The sequence below is a fragment of the Fluviicola sp. genome (assembly GCF_039596355.1).
Taxonomy (GTDB): Bacteria; Bacteroidota; Bacteroidia; order Flavobacteriales_D; family Crocinitomicaceae; genus Fluviicola.
In genome coordinates this window covers 88,762-107,500 of sequence record NZ_JBCNJW010000012.1, presented here as the reverse complement: position 1 = coordinate 107,500, position 18,739 = coordinate 88,762, and the positions used below count along the sequence as shown (strand labels likewise).

At 44.7% G+C, this 18,739-nt stretch carries 20 protein-coding genes; 6 read left to right on the top strand and 14 right to left on the bottom strand.

The features are described 5' to 3' along the window. The first annotated feature begins 8 nt into the window (after window positions 1–8). Window positions 9–680: a hypothetical protein gene (locus tag ABDV94_RS18045; RefSeq protein WP_343748614.1), complete on the top strand. Its 672-nt coding sequence runs from the start codon at window positions 9–11 to the stop codon at window positions 678–680. Here the strand turns inward: ABDV94_RS18045 and ABDV94_RS18040 are convergent, their stop codons facing one another. The 12 genes from ABDV94_RS18040 to ABDV94_RS17985 form a co-directional block, all read right to left on the bottom strand. Then, entirely contained in the window at window positions 681–1,022 is a 342-nt protein-coding gene (locus ABDV94_RS18040) for a hypothetical protein (protein ID WP_343748613.1), read from the bottom strand. It abuts the gene before it with no gap. 50 nt (window positions 1,023–1,072) lie between these two features. After that, window positions 1,073–1,561 carry a 1,2-phenylacetyl-CoA epoxidase subunit PaaD gene (gene paaD / locus ABDV94_RS18035; protein ID WP_343748612.1) on the bottom strand — a complete coding sequence of 163 codons (489 nt, stop codon included), beginning with the start codon at window positions 1,559–1,561 and terminating at the stop codon, window positions 1,073–1,075. Then, complete coding sequence (gene paaC / locus ABDV94_RS18030; protein ID WP_343748611.1) at window positions 1,555–2,307, bottom strand: 1,2-phenylacetyl-CoA epoxidase subunit PaaC; 753 nt, start codon at window positions 2,305–2,307, stop codon at window positions 1,555–1,557. Before paaC ends, paaD begins: the two co-directional genes overlap by 7 nt. A gap of 89 nt (window positions 2,308–2,396) precedes the next feature. Beyond that, window positions 2,397–2,684, bottom strand: a complete 288-nt coding sequence (gene paaB / locus ABDV94_RS18025; RefSeq protein ID WP_343748610.1) for a 1,2-phenylacetyl-CoA epoxidase subunit PaaB — start codon at window positions 2,682–2,684, stop codon at window positions 2,397–2,399. Between the two features lie 11 nt (window positions 2,685–2,695). Beyond that, window positions 2,696–3,643 (bottom strand): 1,2-phenylacetyl-CoA epoxidase subunit PaaA, encoded by a 948-nt coding sequence (gene paaA, locus ABDV94_RS18020; protein ID WP_343748609.1) that lies wholly within the window; start codon window positions 3,641–3,643, stop codon window positions 2,696–2,698. A 140-nt stretch (window positions 3,644–3,783) separates the two neighbouring features. Continuing rightward, complete coding sequence (locus ABDV94_RS18015) at window positions 3,784–4,542, bottom strand: DUF4476 domain-containing protein (protein WP_343748608.1); 759 nt, start codon at window positions 4,540–4,542, stop codon at window positions 3,784–3,786. A gap of 95 nt (window positions 4,543–4,637) precedes the next feature. Beyond that, window positions 4,638–5,756 carry a DNA polymerase III subunit beta gene (gene dnaN / locus ABDV94_RS18010; protein WP_343748607.1) on the bottom strand — a complete coding sequence of 373 codons (1,119 nt, stop codon included), beginning with the start codon at window positions 5,754–5,756 and terminating at the stop codon, window positions 4,638–4,640. A 300-nt stretch (window positions 5,757–6,056) separates the two neighbouring features. After that, entirely contained in the window at window positions 6,057–7,097 is a 1,041-nt protein-coding gene (locus ABDV94_RS18005; RefSeq protein ID WP_343748606.1) for a hypothetical protein, read from the bottom strand. A 4-nt stretch (window positions 7,098–7,101) separates the two neighbouring features. Then, window positions 7,102–8,910: a Gldg family protein gene (locus tag ABDV94_RS18000; RefSeq protein WP_343748605.1), complete on the bottom strand. Its 1,809-nt coding sequence runs from the start codon at window positions 8,908–8,910 to the stop codon at window positions 7,102–7,104. Window positions 8,911–8,914: 4 nt separating this feature from the next. Continuing rightward, window positions 8,915–9,670 (bottom strand): ABC transporter permease, encoded by a 756-nt coding sequence (locus tag ABDV94_RS17995; RefSeq protein ID WP_343748604.1) that lies wholly within the window; start codon window positions 9,668–9,670, stop codon window positions 8,915–8,917. A gap of 71 nt (window positions 9,671–9,741) precedes the next feature. Next, window positions 9,742–10,065, bottom strand: coding sequence for an antibiotic biosynthesis monooxygenase family protein (locus ABDV94_RS17990; protein ID WP_343748603.1), 324 nt, complete (start codon window positions 10,063–10,065; stop codon window positions 9,742–9,744). 104 nt (window positions 10,066–10,169) lie between these two features. Next, window positions 10,170–11,018: an SAM-dependent chlorinase/fluorinase gene (locus ABDV94_RS17985; RefSeq protein ID WP_343748602.1), complete on the bottom strand. Its 849-nt coding sequence runs from the start codon at window positions 11,016–11,018 to the stop codon at window positions 10,170–10,172. Window positions 11,019–11,120: 102 nt separating this feature from the next. Between ABDV94_RS17985 and ABDV94_RS17980 the strand changes: the two genes are divergently transcribed. Beyond that, window positions 11,121–12,134, top strand: coding sequence for a PhoH family protein (locus ABDV94_RS17980; RefSeq protein ID WP_343748601.1), 1,014 nt, complete (start codon window positions 11,121–11,123; stop codon window positions 12,132–12,134). Window positions 12,135–12,159: 25 nt separating this feature from the next. Further along, window positions 12,160–13,116, top strand: a complete 957-nt coding sequence (locus tag ABDV94_RS17975) for a phosphoribosylaminoimidazolesuccinocarboxamide synthase (RefSeq protein ID WP_343748623.1) — start codon at window positions 12,160–12,162, stop codon at window positions 13,114–13,116. Between the two features lie 164 nt (window positions 13,117–13,280). Here the strand turns inward: ABDV94_RS17975 and ABDV94_RS17970 are convergent, their stop codons facing one another. Further along, window positions 13,281–14,063 (bottom strand): SDR family oxidoreductase, encoded by a 783-nt coding sequence (locus ABDV94_RS17970; protein WP_343748600.1) that lies wholly within the window; start codon window positions 14,061–14,063, stop codon window positions 13,281–13,283. A 90-nt stretch (window positions 14,064–14,153) separates the two neighbouring features. On the opposite strand from ABDV94_RS17970, the gene ABDV94_RS17965 reads away from it, so the two are divergent. Continuing rightward, complete coding sequence (locus ABDV94_RS17965; protein WP_343748599.1) at window positions 14,154–15,398, top strand: sensor histidine kinase; 1,245 nt, start codon at window positions 14,154–14,156, stop codon at window positions 15,396–15,398. Window positions 15,399–15,441: 43 nt separating this feature from the next. Here the strand turns inward: ABDV94_RS17965 and ABDV94_RS17960 are convergent, their stop codons facing one another. After that, window positions 15,442–15,864 carry a hypothetical protein gene (locus ABDV94_RS17960; RefSeq protein WP_343748598.1) on the bottom strand — a complete coding sequence of 141 codons (423 nt, stop codon included), beginning with the start codon at window positions 15,862–15,864 and terminating at the stop codon, window positions 15,442–15,444. A 114-nt stretch (window positions 15,865–15,978) separates the two neighbouring features. Between ABDV94_RS17960 and lpcA the strand changes: the two genes are divergently transcribed. Continuing rightward, window positions 15,979–16,548: a D-sedoheptulose 7-phosphate isomerase gene (gene lpcA, locus ABDV94_RS17955; RefSeq protein ID WP_343748597.1), complete on the top strand. Its 570-nt coding sequence runs from the start codon at window positions 15,979–15,981 to the stop codon at window positions 16,546–16,548. Then, on the top strand, window positions 16,541–18,319 hold the full coding sequence (locus ABDV94_RS17950) for a hypothetical protein (protein WP_343748596.1): 1,779 nt from the start codon (window positions 16,541–16,543) through the stop codon (window positions 18,317–18,319). The genes lpcA and ABDV94_RS17950 overlap by 8 nt, the downstream gene beginning before the upstream one ends. Window positions 18,320–18,739: the final 420 nt, after the last annotated feature.

Here is an 18,739-nt window from a genome sequence, read left to right as displayed (position 1 = left end):
GAAGAAATATGGATTTCGAAAAAAAATATCACCTGACTCAATTTCCCGGAGAAACACTTCAGGTCATGTGGACAAGGGGCTACCGGAGTATTGAAGTATATTACCAGGGAAAACTCCTGCTGAAGCATGAAAATAGTGGAACTTTGCAAAAAGGAGTAAGTTATTCCACCACGGAATTGGGAACGATTGTTTTGAAATTATCGGAAAAACCGGTTGTGCTGGATGTAATAGTAGATGGGTATCACTGTGTCAACAATGTTTCACATCCCGCAAAACAACTGAAAGGCGCCAGTGCTTATTTCTGGATCATTGCCGTTTTTGCCGTTATCGCAAGTGTCATTGAAGGAATTTACCTGGGTGATTCCCTGACGATTGGAACCATAACAACAATCATAAATGGAATAACAGTTACTTTGTATTTCATCGCTGCTGTGTTTACCGGCAAATCAAGACCATGGGCGTTTTACCTGGGGTTTTCGGTATTTTGTTTCTGGACTTTACTGGGACTACTGACTGTTTTTTCCGGAAGTATTGTGTTCCTGATAGCCTATATTGTCCGTTTGGTGATTCTTTATTTCCTGATAACCAATATCAAATACGCTGTTGGAGTGACAAAACACCGGAAGTTTGCTGATGGAACAGGAATTTACAACGAGGGGTTGTTGGACGGGAAGATTTAATTAATCCGGATAATCTTCCTGCTTCCAGTTTTGAAGAGAATCGAGGTCTGCTTGTTGAATGACATAATAAGGTGGCATATGCAGGTAAGGAGATTCTTGTCCGATCGGTGTTTTCAACGCGCCCAAAAATTGTCCTGAATTCATGACAGCGATCACCTTTTGCCGGGTGTCCATGGGAAAAGAAGAACCTGTATCGTGACAGTTGATGCAGTTGGCATTGATAAAGCGTTTGACGGTTGTCTGATAATGTACTTTTGAATCCGGTTTTACCGGAACAGGAACTTTTGCCTTAGTACAGGAAAAAGCAATTATTACGGGAAATAAGCATAAATACCGCATCATGCTGCTAAAATAGATGAACGATATTTTCCTGTGATTAACTGAGAGTTAGCTTATCGTAAACACTTGAAGTAATCAAAGGGTTCCAGGCAATCCTGGCATTGATACAGCGCCTTGCAAGCAGTACTTCCGAACAAACTGAGCATTTTGGTATGTTCAGAGCCGCATTGCGGACATTTCACCACCGGAGCGTCGCCGAAAAGTACCAGTTTATCCGTTTCATTAACCGGCGGAGCAATTCCATAAGCCAGCAATTTCTCTTTCCCACTTTCACTCATCCAGTCGGTAGTCCAGGCCGGAGATAAAACAGTTTGTACATGAATTTCCCCGATTCCTTTTTCAGACAATACTTCCCGGATCGCCTGTTCGATGTAATTCATCGCCGGACAACCGGAGTAGGTAGGAGTGATTGTCACCTCGACCTCCTGATCCGAAATGACCTTCACGCCGCGGACAATTCCGAGGTCTATAACCGAAAGTACCGGAACTTCAGGATCCGGTACTTCTTCTAAATAATGCCATATGGTGCTTTCGTCTACCATTCCATATTCGGGTAAGCTCGTTGCATATACTGCATTTCAGCTAATAAATGCCCGAAGTGTTCGGTATGTCTTCCAACGCGGCCACCGTTTAGTTTCCATTTGGAATCCGGCAGTTGCAAACCTGCTTCCTGTAAAACCAGCTGAACGCGTTCATCAAATGCCGGTCTGAGTGTTTCCAGGTCAATCGCAATTCCCTGTTCAATCAAATCCTGATCCACCTGGTCCATGTAGAACAATTCGTCGGAAAACTTCCACAGCAGAGTCAGCGCGTCATTCACACGCTTGTTGGATTCTTCCGTCCCGTCACCCATGCGGATAATCCATTCAGAGGAATGTTTCCAGTGATATTTGGTTTCTTTCAGCGATTTCTCCGCAATAGCAGCCAATTGTTTGTCTGCAGATCGTTGCAATGCTTCGTAAAAAGGAAGTCGGAACGTATCGAAAATCCACTGACGAACCATCGTTACGGCAAAATCACCGTTGCGTTGTTCCACCAATTGCGTATTAAAATACTCGTGTTCGAAGCGTAGAAACGCCAGGTCATCCGCGCTTCTTCCTTTTCCTTCAACTTCCGCCGCATATTCGAGCAGGGAAGTTGCCTGACCGATCAGATCCAGCGCAATATTGGTCATCGCGATATCTTCTTCGATAACCGGCCCGTGACCACACCATGCCGAAAGCCGTTGACCCAAAATCAGGCTGTCATCAGCAATGCGCAGTGTATATGTAAATAAGTTGTTTTTCATTTTCTTTGAGAGACTTGAGACAAAAAGACCTGAGATGAAAGCCAAACAGTAGTCTGTTGTCTTTTGCCAGGAGTCTTATCGTCTGACAATTACATGTGCCCAACCCCATCCGGAACTTCGTAAAAAGTCGGGTGGCGGTAAATTTTGCTGTCTGCCGGTTCAAACAACGCATCCGCTTCAGAAGGATCTGATGCGAAAACCTGGGATGATTCAACCACCCAGATCGAAATGCCCTCACTGCGTCTGGTATACACGTCACGGGCATTTTCTACCGCCATTTGAGCATCTGCAGCGTGAATACTTCCTACGTGTTTGTGATTCAAACCTTGTTTACTTCTGATGAATACCTCCCAGAGAGGCCAATCTTTTCCTGTCATTGCTTTCGGTATTAAGATGCTTTACGTGCTTTTTTCTTTTCTGCGTGTGCCATAGCCGCTTCGCGAACCCACATGCCGTTTTCTTTTGCTTTGCGGCGTGCTTCGATGCGTTCTGCGTTACAAGGCCCGTTTCCGCTTACCACCTGCCAGAATTCAGTCCAGTCGATTTCACCGAAATCATACCCGCCTTTTTCGGCATTCCATTTCAGGTTCGGATCCGGGATTGTCAGCCCGATTAATTCTGCCTGTGGAACAGTTGCATCCACAAACATTTGGCGAAGCTCGTCGTTGGTGTGGCGTTTGATTTTCCAGTCAATGGATTGCTGGCTGTGAGTAGATTCTGCATCACTCGGGCCAAACATCATCAGTGCCGGCCACCAGAAGCGGTTCAGGGCATCCTGCGCCATTTCTTTCTGAAGCTCCGTACCTTTCATCAGGGTACACATGATTTCATACCCCTGCCGTTGGTGAAACGATTCTTCTTTACAGATCCGCACCATGGCTCTGGCGTAAGGACCATAAGAAGTCCGGCACAGCGGCACCTGGTTCATAATAGCTGCTCCGTCAACCAACCAGCCCACAGCGCCCATATCGGCCCAGGTCAAAGTCGGATAGTTGAAGATGGAAGAGTATTTTGCTTTTCCTTCATGCATGTCGTCAATGGTTTGTTCCCGGGAAGCCCCAAGCGTTTCCATGGCGCTATACAAATACTGGCCGTGTCCGGCTTCGTCCTGAACTTTTGCCAGCAGAACGGCTTTTCGTCTCAGGTTCGGAGCGCGTGTAATCCAGTTCCCTTCCGGAAGCATCCCGACAATTTCGGAATGAGCGTGCTGGGAAATCTGGCGGATCAACGTTTTGCGATACGCATCAGGCATCCAGTCTTTCGGCTCGATACGAACATCCTTTTCGAGTTTGCGATTGAAAGCTGCCTCTAATTCGGCTAAATTTTGTTCTTCCATATAGCTAGTTATGAACTTCAAAGATAGGGAATTTTGCAGAAATTTTCGGTATAAAAAAGGAAAGCCGGACCTTGAAGGATCCGGCATTTCGGGTTGGTTATTGGAATTATTTTGATTCTGAAATCAAAATGAGGGTTTGCTTATTGTACGCTGATGTAATCCTGCAGGCTGCTGTAGTTAGAAGCAAAAGTGAAGGTACTGCGCAGTAAGAAATAGTTTGCTTTGTCATAACAAGTACTGTATGCTGCTTTTGCCCAGTCCAGGCGGTTACTGTCGAAAGTGAACGTTGCCGCGATCTCTTTGATCTGTTGTGCAGACAAATTCATTTTAGAAGCATATACTTTCGCATTCTGCAAACGGTTGCTGTCGAAGCTTTCTGCTTTCAGGCTGCTCACAAACTGGCTGAAATATTGGTTGTTTGCACCTTGTCCCTGGTTGTAGTACCCGTCGCCGTTGTTCGGGTAAGGAACCGGGGTTCCGCAATGCCCGCCCGGATAGTTTCCTCCGTAGTTGCCATTCCCGTTGTTTCCATAGTTGATGGTTCCCACGTTTCCGTTGTTGTTTCCTCCCCATCCACCGTTTGTTCCTGCAATCAGGTTGTTTGCCAGGATAGTCATATTTCCGTATGCATCAAGCTCTGCAATGACCTGGTAGCCTTCCGGAATATTCAGGTTGTTTTTGAAAATGATGTTTCCGGTATATTTATCAACCACTTTTACCGGCGTATTTCCGCCATACAAATTGTAAAATTGGTAATTGTTGATAGTGTTTGTCTGCGTTTGGTTAGAAGCGCTTACAATGTGTTGCCCATTTCTTTTTACCCGCAGGATGAATTCAGAACCATGTGCGAGTGTACTGCTGATGAGTACGAGTGCGAATGCGAAGTAGATATTTTTCATGACTTTGAATTTTATAAAAAGAGTACAATAAAATTCGTGCCAAAAAACAGAGGGGCGGAAAATTTTCCGCCCCTCTGTTTTCAATAGATTGATTCTTATCTGTTTATCATTACCGGCATTACCAGCATCAGGATGTCTTCGTGCTCATTATCTGAAGTGTTCGGCATCAGCAAACCTGCTCTGCTTGGCTCACTCATGGCAATTTTCACTTCCGGCGCATCGATGTTGTTCAGCATTTCCATCAGGAAACGGCTGTTGAAAGCGATTTCGATATCTGTTCCGTCGTAGTTACAAGTCAAACGTTCGTTTGCTTCGTTGGAGAAATCCAAATCTTCTGCGGAAATGTTCAATTCGCTGCCCGCGATTTTCAGTTTTACCTGGTGTGTTGTTTTGTTGGCGAAGATCGAAACACGTTTGATTGCTCCAAGGAACTGTGCACGGTCAACGATCAGGATATTCGGGTTTTCTTTCGGAATAACTGCTTCGTAGTTCGGGTATTTTCCATCAATCAAACGACACATCAAAATGATATCGTTGAAGGTGAAAATCGCATTGGAGTCAGTGTACTCAACCAATACTTCCTCGTCTCCTCTCAAATTTGATTTCAACAAATTCAATGGTTTTTTAGGAAGAATGAATGCTGAACCTCCTGTCGCTTGTCCGTCCGTTCTGCGGTAGCGAACCAGTTTGTGTGCATCCGTTGCTACGAACGTAATATCGGAAGGGCTAAACTGGCAGTACATCCCGCTCATAACCGGTCTCAGATCATCGTTTCCGGCAGCGAACAGCGTTTTGTTGATCGCGCTGGAGATAATCTCTCCTGAAATGCGGATGCTGGTGCTGTTTTCAATCCCCGGAGTTTTTGGAAATTCCTCTCCGTTGAAACCAACCATTTTAGACTTACCGTTATCGTACGCAATCTCGACGCCGAAACTTGCCGGGTCGATTTTGAAAGTACAAGGCTGATCCGGAAGATTCTTCAATACATCCAAAAGCATTTTAGCTGGGATAGCCACTTTTCCGGATTCCGTTGCTTCTACTTCCATGGTGGTCTGCATGGTAGTTTCCAGGTCAGAAGCAGAAATAATCAGCTGGCTGTCTGAAATGTTGAACAAAAAGTTGTCCAGAATCGGTAAAGTATTGCTGGTGCTCAACACACCGCTGATACTTTGAAGATGACGGAGCAAATTCGTACTGGATACGATAAAATTCATACAATTTGGTTATTTACGAAGCAAATATACCAATTTTTACTCCGTAGACTGGCCGAAGACGAACTCTTTTGAAGACAGTTTTCAACGAGATATTAACTTTAGGAAGTGTCCGAAAAGAATGTAATCTTGCCTTTTTACGCTTTGAGAATGATATAAAAGTTCAAAAGTTCAAAAGTTCAAAATTGATCTTAGATTCTTTGAATCCTACCGGGGAACATTCAAAATGTTTAAAAGTTTAAACCGGAAAAACCTTTTAACGTTTGAACTTTTTTACGCATTAAACAAGATTAATCCCGTCGTTTATTGGACGTTTTTGTACCTGTCGGGGTTGAAATAGATGTGCCCCATCAAGATCGGGTTAAACGTGAAATACTGACATTTAACAACTTGTCCGCTTGGGAGTTCACACCAGAATCGGTTAATATCGTAAGGCGATTCATCACCGAAATCATCGACTTCTTTTTCACCAGAAACGGATGGACGTCTGAACATCCGCAGTTGCGTTTTCACACCTTTGGTCGAACGCACTTTCAGCACACAGAACGGAGTGGAATGTTTCAAACTATCCAGCTGTTTGTCGTTCAGTTCGTAATTCGGGTTCTCGAAGTTGATGCGCTTGAAATTCAACAGGTAACGGTATACCATGTTTGTGTCGAGACTCGTCAGGTATTTCCCGCCGAATTTCACCAGGTAATCCTGTTTGATTTTGCGAACCTCAAAACTTCTATCCGGTCTTTGCGTAAATTTCACGTTCACTTCCGCAATTTCATCCATCTGGTAAGCGAAAATTTCGGAACACTGCCATTTTCTCGGGTCAGCGAAGAAACGCGGTTCAATAATTCCTTTTAAACCTTTGATCTCGGCAATAACCGGCAAGTCACTTTTTCCGGCTTCTGCAGATTCTACGAGCATATATGTTCCGTGGTGGTCAGAAGTTGACCCGCCGATATACCAGGTTTTGCTCCAGTCTCCGTTTTGGAAATACTGGACCTTGATTCCGATAGTCGTCATGCGGTTGATCACCGTTTTCACAGCATTTTCCGGAACATATCCTTTGAAACGCACGTTGTAAAGCGCTTCCAGGATGTTGAACACCTGTACCGGCTGTACACAACCTCCTTTGTCATCCGTCCAGTTTTTACCGGACCGGACCAGGGTCATTTCCATTCCGTTTGGCTCCGTAATGATGATTTTATCGACGGAAGCGGTATCCTTGATGTCGAAGTTGAATGCCGCAATTTGCTCATCCGACTTCCCTTTTTTATTCATCAGGCGAGCTGTAAAAATTCCCAATCCCACCAACAGTGCGATCCCTAAAACGATGATAACAATTTTCTTCATATCTCTAAGAACGTGCGTAACGGCGTTTGCGTAAGTAAAACAGCAAAATTGCCAGTAAAATAATTAAAAGCGATGGCAGAGCCACATTGATCAGGATGTATTTCGTACGCTGATTTTTCACTTTTTCCTTGTCAATCGGGTGAATATCGATCTGCTTGCTTCGGATGTCCAGAACGGAGTTGTCGCCCATCATGTAATCGACAATATTCTGGAAGAACTCCTGGTTTCCGTAAATCAGCGGCTGCATGCGCATCTGTGCCATCACCTCGTCGTAGCGGAGGTTGTTGAATGAAATCGGGCGATACATCATCTTACCGGCTTTATTCGGCATGGAATCGTAGTAATTCGCAATAAACGATCCGTTTGTCACTACGAGTACTTTTCCTTCTTCGCTGCTGGTAGTCAGGAAACCGGATTCCGGGTTCTTGGCAAATTCTTCCGTCAAACGGTTCTTGAAGTGTGAATCGAATTTTCCTTCAGACAAACCTGCCAGACAGATTTTGTTGCTCTCAGAAGACGGATTGTCTGCTAAAACCGGCACTTTTCCATAATTCATCGGCATTCCGAGGCTGATCATCGGAGCCATGACACTCACCCGCGAATTGGTGGAACTGGTCAGGATCGGTGAAACCAGGCGGTTGTCGCTTGGGATCAGCTGGATTTGCGATACATACCGGAGCATGACCGGTTCGATGTTTCGTGCAATCGGATGCTTGGTCGGAGTGGCTGCAACATAGAAGAACCACGGAAGAAGACTTTGCTTGGCAAATGGTGTCTGGATAGGAGCACAGCGCACATCCATGACGTAATTGTCGTTGGTTTTGATTCCGTAATCGAATAATAATTTATCCAGCCCAAGTTGTGTTCTGACGGTGCTGGTCATTCCGGTTTTATTCAGGGAATCCTGTGGGAAAGTCAGTTTATCGAAGAAGCACATGAGTCGACCTCCGCGCATTACGAACTGATCAATGATGTACAGGTCTTTATCCGAGTAAGCCGTCCGCGGTCGGGCGATAACTGCTCCGGTGAATCCGTCGAGTGCTTTCAGTGAATCTTTCAAGGTTACATCTTCAACGGAGTAATACGGTTCAAGCAGTGCGCGCACACGCTGTGTTTCCTGGAAACGAAGCTCTCCGTGTCCGCCGATGAAAGCGATGCGCGGTTTTTGCTTCTGAATGGTTCTTCTCAACGCCGAAATCAGCATGTATTCCAGGTTGTTGATGGAATTCTGAATCGTTGTTTCGGAAAACTCTTTCGACAATTGAGCCGGTTGTCCCTGTGGAGAACCCGGAAGCAACTGCACGTAGTTTTTGGTAAATCCTTCGTATTCGATTTCAGCTCCCGGCCAGAGGATCATCTGTGATTGAGAACCGTCTTTCTGATAAACGATTTCCAGCGGAACAATTCCCTGTCCCTTGTTGTACAGGATTTGAAAGAGCGCATTGCGTTCTGCTTCCGTTCCTTCCAGCGGATCAATGAACTGGAATTCAATGCGGTCTCCTGCAATTTCCTTGAATTCATCCAGTTTGTCCTCTACCGCGTTGCGGAAACGCTTAATCTCTGCGGGTAGTTTTCCTTCCAGGTAGATTTTCAGGAACAAACGATTCGATTTTTTACTTCCTTTCGATGATTCGTTCATTTTTTCCAGGAACTCGATGGAACCGCTTGAAAGGGAATAACGCTCATCCTCGGTCATATCGACACGGGAATACAGGAAGGTTCCGATAATGTTGAGGAAGATCACAATCCCCACAATGATTGCAAGGAGAACCCAGTTATAGAACTTTTTGATTTTTCCGTTATTTTCAGCCATCGGATTAACGTTTCAAAGATTTAACAACGGTGAGTGTTGCAGCTAAAAAGATTGCAATCATCCCGAAAAAATAAATAAGGTCGCCGGTGTCAATCACCCCTTTCATGATACTCTTGTAATGCGAAGTCAAGCCGATATACTGGAACACAATGTCGAAATCTCCCATCAGGTTGAAGGAGCCCAGGAGTTCGAATCCGTCGTAAAACAACCAGCACAGGAACATCGCAACGATAAATGCAACGATCTGGTTACTCGTAACAGAAGACGAAAAAATCCCGATGGCAATGAAGGTTGCTCCCAGTAAAATCAATCCTAAATAAGACGTAAACGTAGCGCCTTCGTCGATCACAGTCTTTGAAATTCCGTTTTCATCCATGGCATCCGCTCCCAGGTGAACCATACTGAAGTAGTAGATCAACGTAGGGAGAAGCGAGATAATTAATAGGGTAACCCCGGCCAGGTATTTGGCCATAATGATCTGGAAATCGGTAATCGGACGGGTGAAAAGCAATTCGATGGTTCCTGTTTTGCGTTCCTCGGCAATCATCCGCATGGTAATAGCCGGGATCAGGATCAAAAAGATAACGGGAGATAAATTAAAGAAGGGAATCATATCCACTTCTTCCCCGTTTAGCAGGTTCGTGTCCTCAGCTACAATCCAGTGAAAAATCCCCGAGCTGATGAGGAATATGACGATGAAAATATACCCGATGATCGAGCCTAAAAAACTCCTGATTTCTTTCCAGTAAAGTGCTTTCATATCTATTTAAGTTCGGCAAAAATAAGAACAATATTGAGAAAACCCCTATTTGCACAGGTAGCTATAAACGTTTAATTTTCGGGATGGTTGGGTAAAAAAGTACCATCTTCGAAATACGTTTCAACACTCCATGCTTCGGGTTTTCCTCCGAACCAGGGTTTGATCGTAGACCAAACTCCTCCGAATAATTCGGAATCCCGGTACTTGTTTAACGCAGATTCATCTTTCCAGTTACTGTATGTGAACACAATATGCGGCTGGTGGATGTCTTGCATCAAACGCATACCATAGCAATTCTCAAAGGTGCTTACCCGTGTATTGATCGTATCGAAATAAGCGAGAAAGTCCGTGATTTTTTCTTCCTGGAACGTGAGTTTCACAATTCGTGTCAGCATATGTTTAATATAATTCAAAAGTTAAAAGTCAAAATTGAAAAGTACTTCGACTTAGTTCGGTAAGTCCACCACAGGCCGCTCAGTGTTCTTTTTCAATTCTCAATTTAAAAAAGGGAGTCAATGGTTTTGGCAGAACCACGCGGTGTAAATTCAACCCGTACGAGGTCGTGAACCCGCAGCCCGAAAAGGGAATCTGCTCCGCCTCCGTTTCCGGTTGCACCTTTGTTGATCGCGATTTCCAGCAGGTTGTTGTCATTGAAAAAAGCCAGTCGTTCACCCGGAGCGACGTCGTTGTAGGTGCTGGAAATCTCATCAATGTAATATTCCCGTTTGCGGAACAGGATCGTGAAAGGAGCATCATCGAAACGCGCAAAGATTTCCTTTGTAATGTTCGTGATCGCGTTACCGTAATGATCGATGTGGACAATAGATCCCTTGATGAGGTTTTCCTCGATCACGGCATTGACCGTGTGCGCCACGCGCCAGCTGGTTTCTTCCGACCCGATGGTGTCGAGCGGTTCTCCGGCAACAATGCGTGCTGCGGTCGGCACAAAAATATTTTTCACCGGAAAGCGCAGGCCTTTCGGATTGGAAAGTACGTTGTCGATCCGCCAGAATCCTTCCGGACTTTCACCCCGCAGAATCAACGCAAAAATGCCGTTATCGTTCGAAATGAAGTAATGTCCCTTGAACAGGAGGATGCTCGGATAAGCACCGTTACTGGAATTGATGATGGGTTCGCTGTCCACACCGATGATGTGAACCGTCCCTTCGGGGAACTCACGGAAAGAAGCCTGGATGTAATAACTGGCATCCGCAATATCGAATGGTTTTACCTGATGAGTAATATCCACCACAGACGCTCCGGGAGCCAGTTTGAACAAATTTCCCTTTAAAACCGCCACATAGTAGTCGGTTAATCCCATATCTGTAGTCAGAGTGATAATTCCCATTTGATAAACACTGTCCTTATCCGATAAAAAATTAATTAAATTTGTTTCAAAAATACGGGTTAATAATACAACCGGGACTTAGAAACGAAAGATTTATTCACATTGACAGAGAAGAAAATCGAAATAAAAGGGGTGAATGTGGCCGAATTGTTTGGCGTAAACAATTCGAATTTAAAGCATATCCGATCTTTTTTTCCAAAATTGAAGATCAACTCACGTGGAAATGAGTTGACGATTATTGGTGATCCGGAAGTGATGGAAGAGTTCGAACGCAAGTTTGAATTGATTTTAGCACATTTCAACCAATATAACGTGTTAACAGAAAACAACATCGACAACCTGATGCTGGACGATGGTTCTGCCATGCTTTCTTCCGACGGGACGGAAACGCTGGTGCATGGAAACGGCGGTGTAAAAATCAAAGCCAAGACACTCAACCAGCGTAAGCTTGTTCAGGCAGTCAATAAAAGCGATATGGTTTTTGCCGTTGGTCCGGCCGGAACAGGGAAAACCTACACGGCAGTTGCTTTGGCGGTAAGAGCTTTGAAGGCGAAAGAAGTAAAACGGATTATTTTGACGCGTCCGGCAGTGGAAGCGGGAGAAAACCTGGGATTCCTTCCGGGAGACCTCAAGGAAAAACTCGACCCGTACCTGATGCCGCTTTACGATGCGCTCCGTGATATGATTCCCCCGGAGAAACTGGCAGACATGATCGAATTCGGAATCATTGAGATTGCACCTTTGGCATTCATGCGCGGACGAACGCTTGACAAAGCATTTGTGATCCTGGATGAGGCACAGAACGCAACGGTGATGCAGATGAAAATGTTCCTGACGCGAATGGGACAGACCGCCCAGTTTGTGATCACGGGAGATATGTCGCAGGTAGATTTACCTCACCGCCAGCGCTCCGGATTGTCCTATGCATTGGATATTCTGAACGGCGTGGAAGGGCTGGAGATCATCCGTCTGACACAGAGCGATGTGATCCGACACTCCCTGGTGAAACGCATCATCGACGCTTTCGATAAAGCAGAAGCGATTGAAAAAGCGAAGAAATTCGAGAAAGAAGGAGACGACGAAGACGAACCGAAGCCAAGATCAAGAAGGAAGTAATACACGATTCAAAATTTAGAACATGTTGAACGAAACAATCACAAGTACCAATTTTAAATTTCCGAAGCAGACGAATGTATACCGCGGAAAAGTGCGCGAAGTATACACCATCGATAACGATATCATGGTGATGGTGGCAACAGACCGCATTTCGGCTTTCGATCACATTCTGCCGAAAGGAATCCCCTTCAAAGGACAGGTTTTGAATCAGGTTGCAACCATGTTTCTGGAAGCGACCCGGGATATCGTTCCGAACTGGCTGATCGGTACTCCGGATCCTTCTGTGGCGATTGGTTATGCCTGCGAACCGGTTCGTGTTGAAATGGTGATCAGGGGATACCTGGCAGGTCACGCTGCAAGAGAATATGCTTTGGGGAAAAGAACGCTTTGCGGGGTTACCTTGCCTGAAGGAATGAAAGAAAACGACCGTTTCCCGGAACCGATCATTACTCCGGCTACGAAAGCAGACGAAGGTCACGACGAAGACATTTCCAAAGAAGACATCCTGAAAAAAGGAATCGTTCCGCAGGAGATTTATGAGAAGATGGAAGCATATACCCGTGCTTTGTTCCAACGCGGAACCGAAATGGCAGCTGAACGCGGTTTGATCCTTGTAGATACAAAATACGAGTTTGGAATTCGCAACGGAGAAGTGATTTTGATCGATGAAATCCACACACCGGATTCTTCCCGTTACTTCTACGCGGAAGGTTACGAAGAAAGACAGCAAAACGGTGAGCAGCAACGGCAGCTTTCGAAAGAATTTGTGCGCCAGTGGCTGATCGAAAACGGTTTCCAGGGACTGGAAGGGCAGGTGATGCCGGATATGCCGGATTCATTTGTCGACACCATTACGGAACGTTACATCGAGCTATACGAGAAAATTACAGGTAACAAATTCATGAAAAGCGATACGTCCAATATCAACAAGCGCATTGAAACGAATGTAGCGGTGTTTTTGTCAGATAAAGGGATTATTTAGACTTTAGAGATAATCAAGATAATGAGAGTCAGGAGACAAGACTAAGATTCATTCTGAACGGTCTTACTTCCTGACTCCTTTAGTCTTCATGTCTTGACTCTATCAGTTTTGTCTCCAAAAGTCTTGCCTCCTGTCTCTAAAAAAGTCTTCCCTCTAACAAATCTCTAGGTAGCACTCTGTTTCGCAATAATCTTCCAGAATAACTTCGGAAAGAAACGCTTGAGCGTCACCGCATTGATTTCTTTATTTCCAATCAGGATTTCCTTTTTCTTTTTATCCACTGCTTTCAGCAAAATGGAAACACATTCTGCTACCGGCATTCCTGTGGCTTGGTTATGATCCATTTCCCCGTGTGCTTTTCCGTCTTTCCCCAATGCACTCATGGAAATCGGGGTGTTGATTTTTCCGGGAAAGGCAATCGTTACCGAAATATTGTTTTTCGCTTCCTCCAGCAATAAACTTTCAAAAAAACCTTGAATAGCGTGCTTACTCGCACTATATGCGGATCGCAGGTAGAAACCGAATTTTCCGGCAATACTGGAAATCGCAATGATGTGTCCGGATTTCTGAGCCTGCATGTAGGGTAATATCGCTTTCGTCAGTGCAACGGTTCCGAAATAATTGATTTCCATGATTCTCCGGTCTGTCTCGATGGATGTTTCGCTGGCTTCTGCACGCTGGCTGAGTCCGCCGCAATTGTACAGGTAATCGATGCGTTTGGTTTGTTCCAGGGTTTGTTTGACCACTTCTGCAAAGTTTTCCGAGTGCTCCAGGTCCAGCGGAACGATGAGGTGTTCCTCCGGGTGAGCCAGCTCTTTTTGCAATGCCAGCAATTTGTCTTCATTGCGACTCGATAGAATCAGTTTCACTCCTTTTCGGGCAAGTTGTTTGCAGATTTCCTCACCGATTCCCGATGAAGCTCCCGTAATCCATGCGACTTGTTTCATGATTCACAAAGTACGCAATTTGATTTGACTTAAAGGTTAACAATCTAAAGAAAATCTCCTTACATTAGGAGAAACGAACAACTGACTAAATTGAGTGCTACAGAGCTTATTTCCATCCCTGACGAGGTAAAGAACTATTTCGAGGAATTGAAAGTGAAACTGGCATTTCGCGTATCGATTCTATTCGTATTTGTCTTCCTGATTCTCGCCTGCGCCTATTTCTTCGATACCAGGGAGAACTTTCTTCCCATGCTGTTCGGTTTGGTGATCAGCGGCATGTGTTTGGTGATCGTGTGGCTTACGCGAAACCCGGCTTTGGTGTTTTATATCTACTCAATCAGCGGTGTTATGATCAGCAGTTACGTTTTGATTGAATTTCACAATACAATCCACCTGACGGATTTGTTGTGGATGCTTGCGGCCATATCGCTGGCCTTTTTCTGTATCGGAAGGGTTTTTGGCTTTGTGCTTCTGTTTGTTTCCCTGGTTAGCCTGGCCATTTTTGTATTCTATTCCTTAAACATCCACATCGAAGAACTGCAGATACGCACAGTGAGCCAGAAGGTTTCCCTGGTGATTGAACTAATTGCCGGCTTCTCGCTGAATTATTACCTCGTTTACCTGTATCTCGATCTGAATCATTATTCGGAGCGGAAACTGATCGAAGCGGTGGAACGGTTGAAAGAGCAAAATGTGAAGATTTCGCTTCAGAATGACGAAAAAACCACCCTGGTAAAGGAAATCCATCACCGCGTGAAGAACAACCTGCAGATTGTGGTCAGTTTGCTCCGGATGCAGAGCCAGGAAGTGGATAATCCCGAATTCCGCACGCTGTTCCAGGAATCCATCAACCGCATCATGGCGATGTCTCTGATTCACCAGAAATTGTATCAAAATGATAACTTGTCGCAAATCCGGATCGGCGATTACCTGAACGAACTGATCAATGAAATCATAAACCTGAGTGCGAATGAGCAGGGGGTACGTTACGAAGTGAAAACGGGAGTTGGTAAAATCGGCCTGAAAACATTGATCCCGGTGGGATTGTTGATTAATGAGCTTGTTTCGAACTCACTCAAACACGCTTTTGAGGATCTTTCAACGGCTTGTATTCAAATCGATATTCAACGGGAAGGAGATGATGGCTGGCTGCGGATTACGTATTTTGACAACGGAACCTGGAAACCGCAAGTTGGCCCTTCGTCGTTCGGGCTGGTACTGATCGATACCCTGATCGAACAACTCGACGGGAGTAAGGAAGTGCGAATGGAGCCTCACGGAACCACCTATGTGATCCTGGTTCAGAATCCGGATGAGCGGGATGTTCTGGCATAAAAAAAGGAGACCGAAGCCTCCTTTTTGAAAAATATATTGTCGTTTATAAATCGTCTGGTAAGTTTGCCGGTTTGTAAGATTTTGCTTTCGGCTTCAGTTTATCGATGAAAACTACTCTGAATTTTTCTCCGTCTACTGTAAAAATCATTTCGGAAATTCCATTGGTTACCACCGGGCTGGTCTTTTTTGCATTGTAAAATTTCTTTTCCAGCAGGTAGTAGGTTCCATCGTCATATTGAAGAAAAACGGAAACAACCGTACCGTTTTCAACGCGTGCTTTTCCGGTTAGACATTCGGTTCCTTCAGGTGTGAAAAAGCTTACAATCACATTTCTATGCATGTCATCAGCAACGGTGTAAGACCCTCTTTTGGCAAAAGCATCTTCCAATTTCTTAAAACAGTCATTCTGGGCCGATGCACTGAATCCTAAACTTAAGGCTAGAATGGCAAGTAGAATATTTTTCATAGTTGTTTTTGTGTTATGGAGCCAACTCCGAATTCAAATATAACAAGTTTATCCAAAATGGTAACCGCACTCAATAATTATTTATTTTTGGCAGGAAATCCCATTTGTGAAGGCATGAAACAAATAGCAGACCATTTTAACGAAGCATTAGAAATTTTGCAAAAATTTAACACCGAAGCGAATCATCAGCTGATTCAGGAGGCAGGAAATCTCATGGTTTCTGCGATCCGAAACGGGGGCAAAATTGTTTCGTGTGGGAATGGAGGTTCCATGTGTGATGCGATGCATTTTGCAGAAGAGTTGACGGGAAGATACCGCGATGACCGGAGAGCAATCCCGGCGCTGAGTATTTCCGATCCGTCGCATATCAGTTGTGTCGGAAACGATTACGGTTATGAATTCATCTTTTCGCGCTACCTGGAAGCTTTGGGAAATCAGGGAGATGTATTGCTGGCTATTTCGACTTCCGGTAATTCGAAGAATGTGCTTCGTGCGGTAGAAACAGCTAAAACCAAAGGGATGAAAATCGTTGGACTGACGGGCAAAGACGGTGGAAAAATGGCCGGTCTGTGTGATGTCGAAATTCGTGCTCCTTATGCGGAGTATGCCGATCGTGCACAGGAAATCCACATCAAAGTCATCCATACGCTAATCGACTTTATCGAACACCAGCTGAATGCTTAAATTCCTGCAATCACATATCCGCCAAATCACCATTTTCCTCATAGCGGGAGTTTTTACGCTTCAGTTTTCGTCGAAAATACAGGAGGTTGTCCGTGGTGAGTCCACGTGCGTTTGCGCATACGATGGCTACGGGTACTACATGTACCTGACCCAGTTGTTCCAGTACCGGAATCTGAATTTTCAACAGCAGGAATTACAGGAGGTTCAGAACAAATACTGCAATGGAACAGTGGTGTATCAGCTGAGACTCCAGGAAAATGGAAATAACCTGGATATTTACCACATGGGACAGGCTTACCTGGAACTTCCCGCTTACGCAATCGGGCATGGATTTGCGAAAATGCTGGGTTATCCGAAGGATGGATTTAGCAAACCGTATCACATTACGTACCTGTTGAATGCACTTTTCTTTATTTTACTGGGACTCGTTTTTCTATCTAAAATCCTGCGTTTATTCTTTTCCGAACAGCTTAGTGCTTTATTACTGATACTTGTTTACTTCGGAACGAACTTTTGGGTAACAGCCATTCATTCGTATCATTTACAGCATATTTACCTTTTTGCGCTGATCGGATTGCTTTTTTACGCACTCCTGAAATGCAGGGAATTCCCGGATAAAAAGAAATACCTCATCACCGCGGCTTTGACTTTGGGATTGATTTCGGCGATTCGACCTACGCACGTATTGCTTGGCTTGCTGCCGGTGTTCCTCCTGAGAGGAGTTTACACGACTAACGTACGTTATTGGAAATCAATCCTGCTTTTTCCGCTTGCGGGACTGCTGTTCAATCTGCCACAGATCCTGTACTGGAAAATACTCGGCGGAAGCTGGCTGATTCCCAATATGCATGTGGAAAATGTGGTCATTACGGATCCGCACCTGTTTGATTTCCTGTTCAGCTACAAAAAGGGTTGGCTCCTCTATACGCCGGTTTTCCTTTTGCTGATTCCGGGATTTGTGCAACTTTATAAAAAGCAAAAATCCCTCTTTTGGGGTGTTTTCTCCACTGTCGGGATGTGTACCTGGATTTTTGCTTCCTGGGAATGCTGGTGGTATGCCGCTTCTTTCAGTTCTAGAGCAATGGTCGATTTATACCCGCTGCTGGCAGTTCCGCTCGGATTGGCATTGGTTTACCTGGGGAGAAATAAGATCATGGCCGGTGGAACGGTAGTTTTCCTGTTGCTGACTACTTCGCTGTCCCTTTTCCAGTCAAAACAATTTACGCTGGGATTGCTCCACCCGGACCGGATGACGAAGGAACAGTATTGGTACATTTTCGGAAAACTATATATCCCGGATTACCAATCAAACCGCCTGGAAATTGATCGCGGAAACCTGAACTGGCCGGAGGAATTCCGGAACACAAAACCCGATTTTGCTTTCGTGGAAGAACAAGTGTTTAGCGATCGGAAAAACATCAGAATTGCAGGGAGTACAAGCCTTTCGATTGAAAAACAATCCTTTTTTCCAACATTGAAAACGGATGAAACACTGCTGGATATCCAGGTTGTTTACCAGAATAACGACAGCCTGCATCCCGGAAGTATTCATTTTGAAGCATTCAGTGAACACGGTACTTACAGTTGGAACTCCTGGGTGTTGAACTCCCTGAAAAAAGAAGGTACTACGGACACATTGCACGTGCGCTTCAACCTGCCGGTGATTCATCACAAAGGAGATCAATTGCAGACGTATGTTGTGAACCCGGGAAGTAAAGAGATCGAGATCCGGTCACTCAAAATAAAGGCACTGAGTTTGATCCGAAAATAAGAGTTCGATTCCACTCCGTATTTTACAATTGAGAATTGAGAATGGAAAATTGATACTTCGACTTAGTTCGACACAATTCGACAAGCTCATTGCAAGTGCTCACTACAGGTCGCTCAGTATTAAGAAGGTAAAAAGGTTTTTTAATTCCGGATGTCATGTCGGGTCCGTGAGGTACGCCGGGTATTGGGATAAGTAGCTGATTATTAATTCTTCAAATTGGTTTGATACAATTCAGGAAACTTGTTGCCAATATTTAGATCAAGGCGCTCTATTTTTTAATGGAGAATTGAAAAGAGGAGATTCTGAGGATGTCATGTCGAGTCCGTGAGGTACGAAACGGGTATCGAGACAGGCATCCGTTAATTGATAATCGAAAAGACTTTTTAATTTAACGATTTTTGGTCCGATACCTGGAGTATA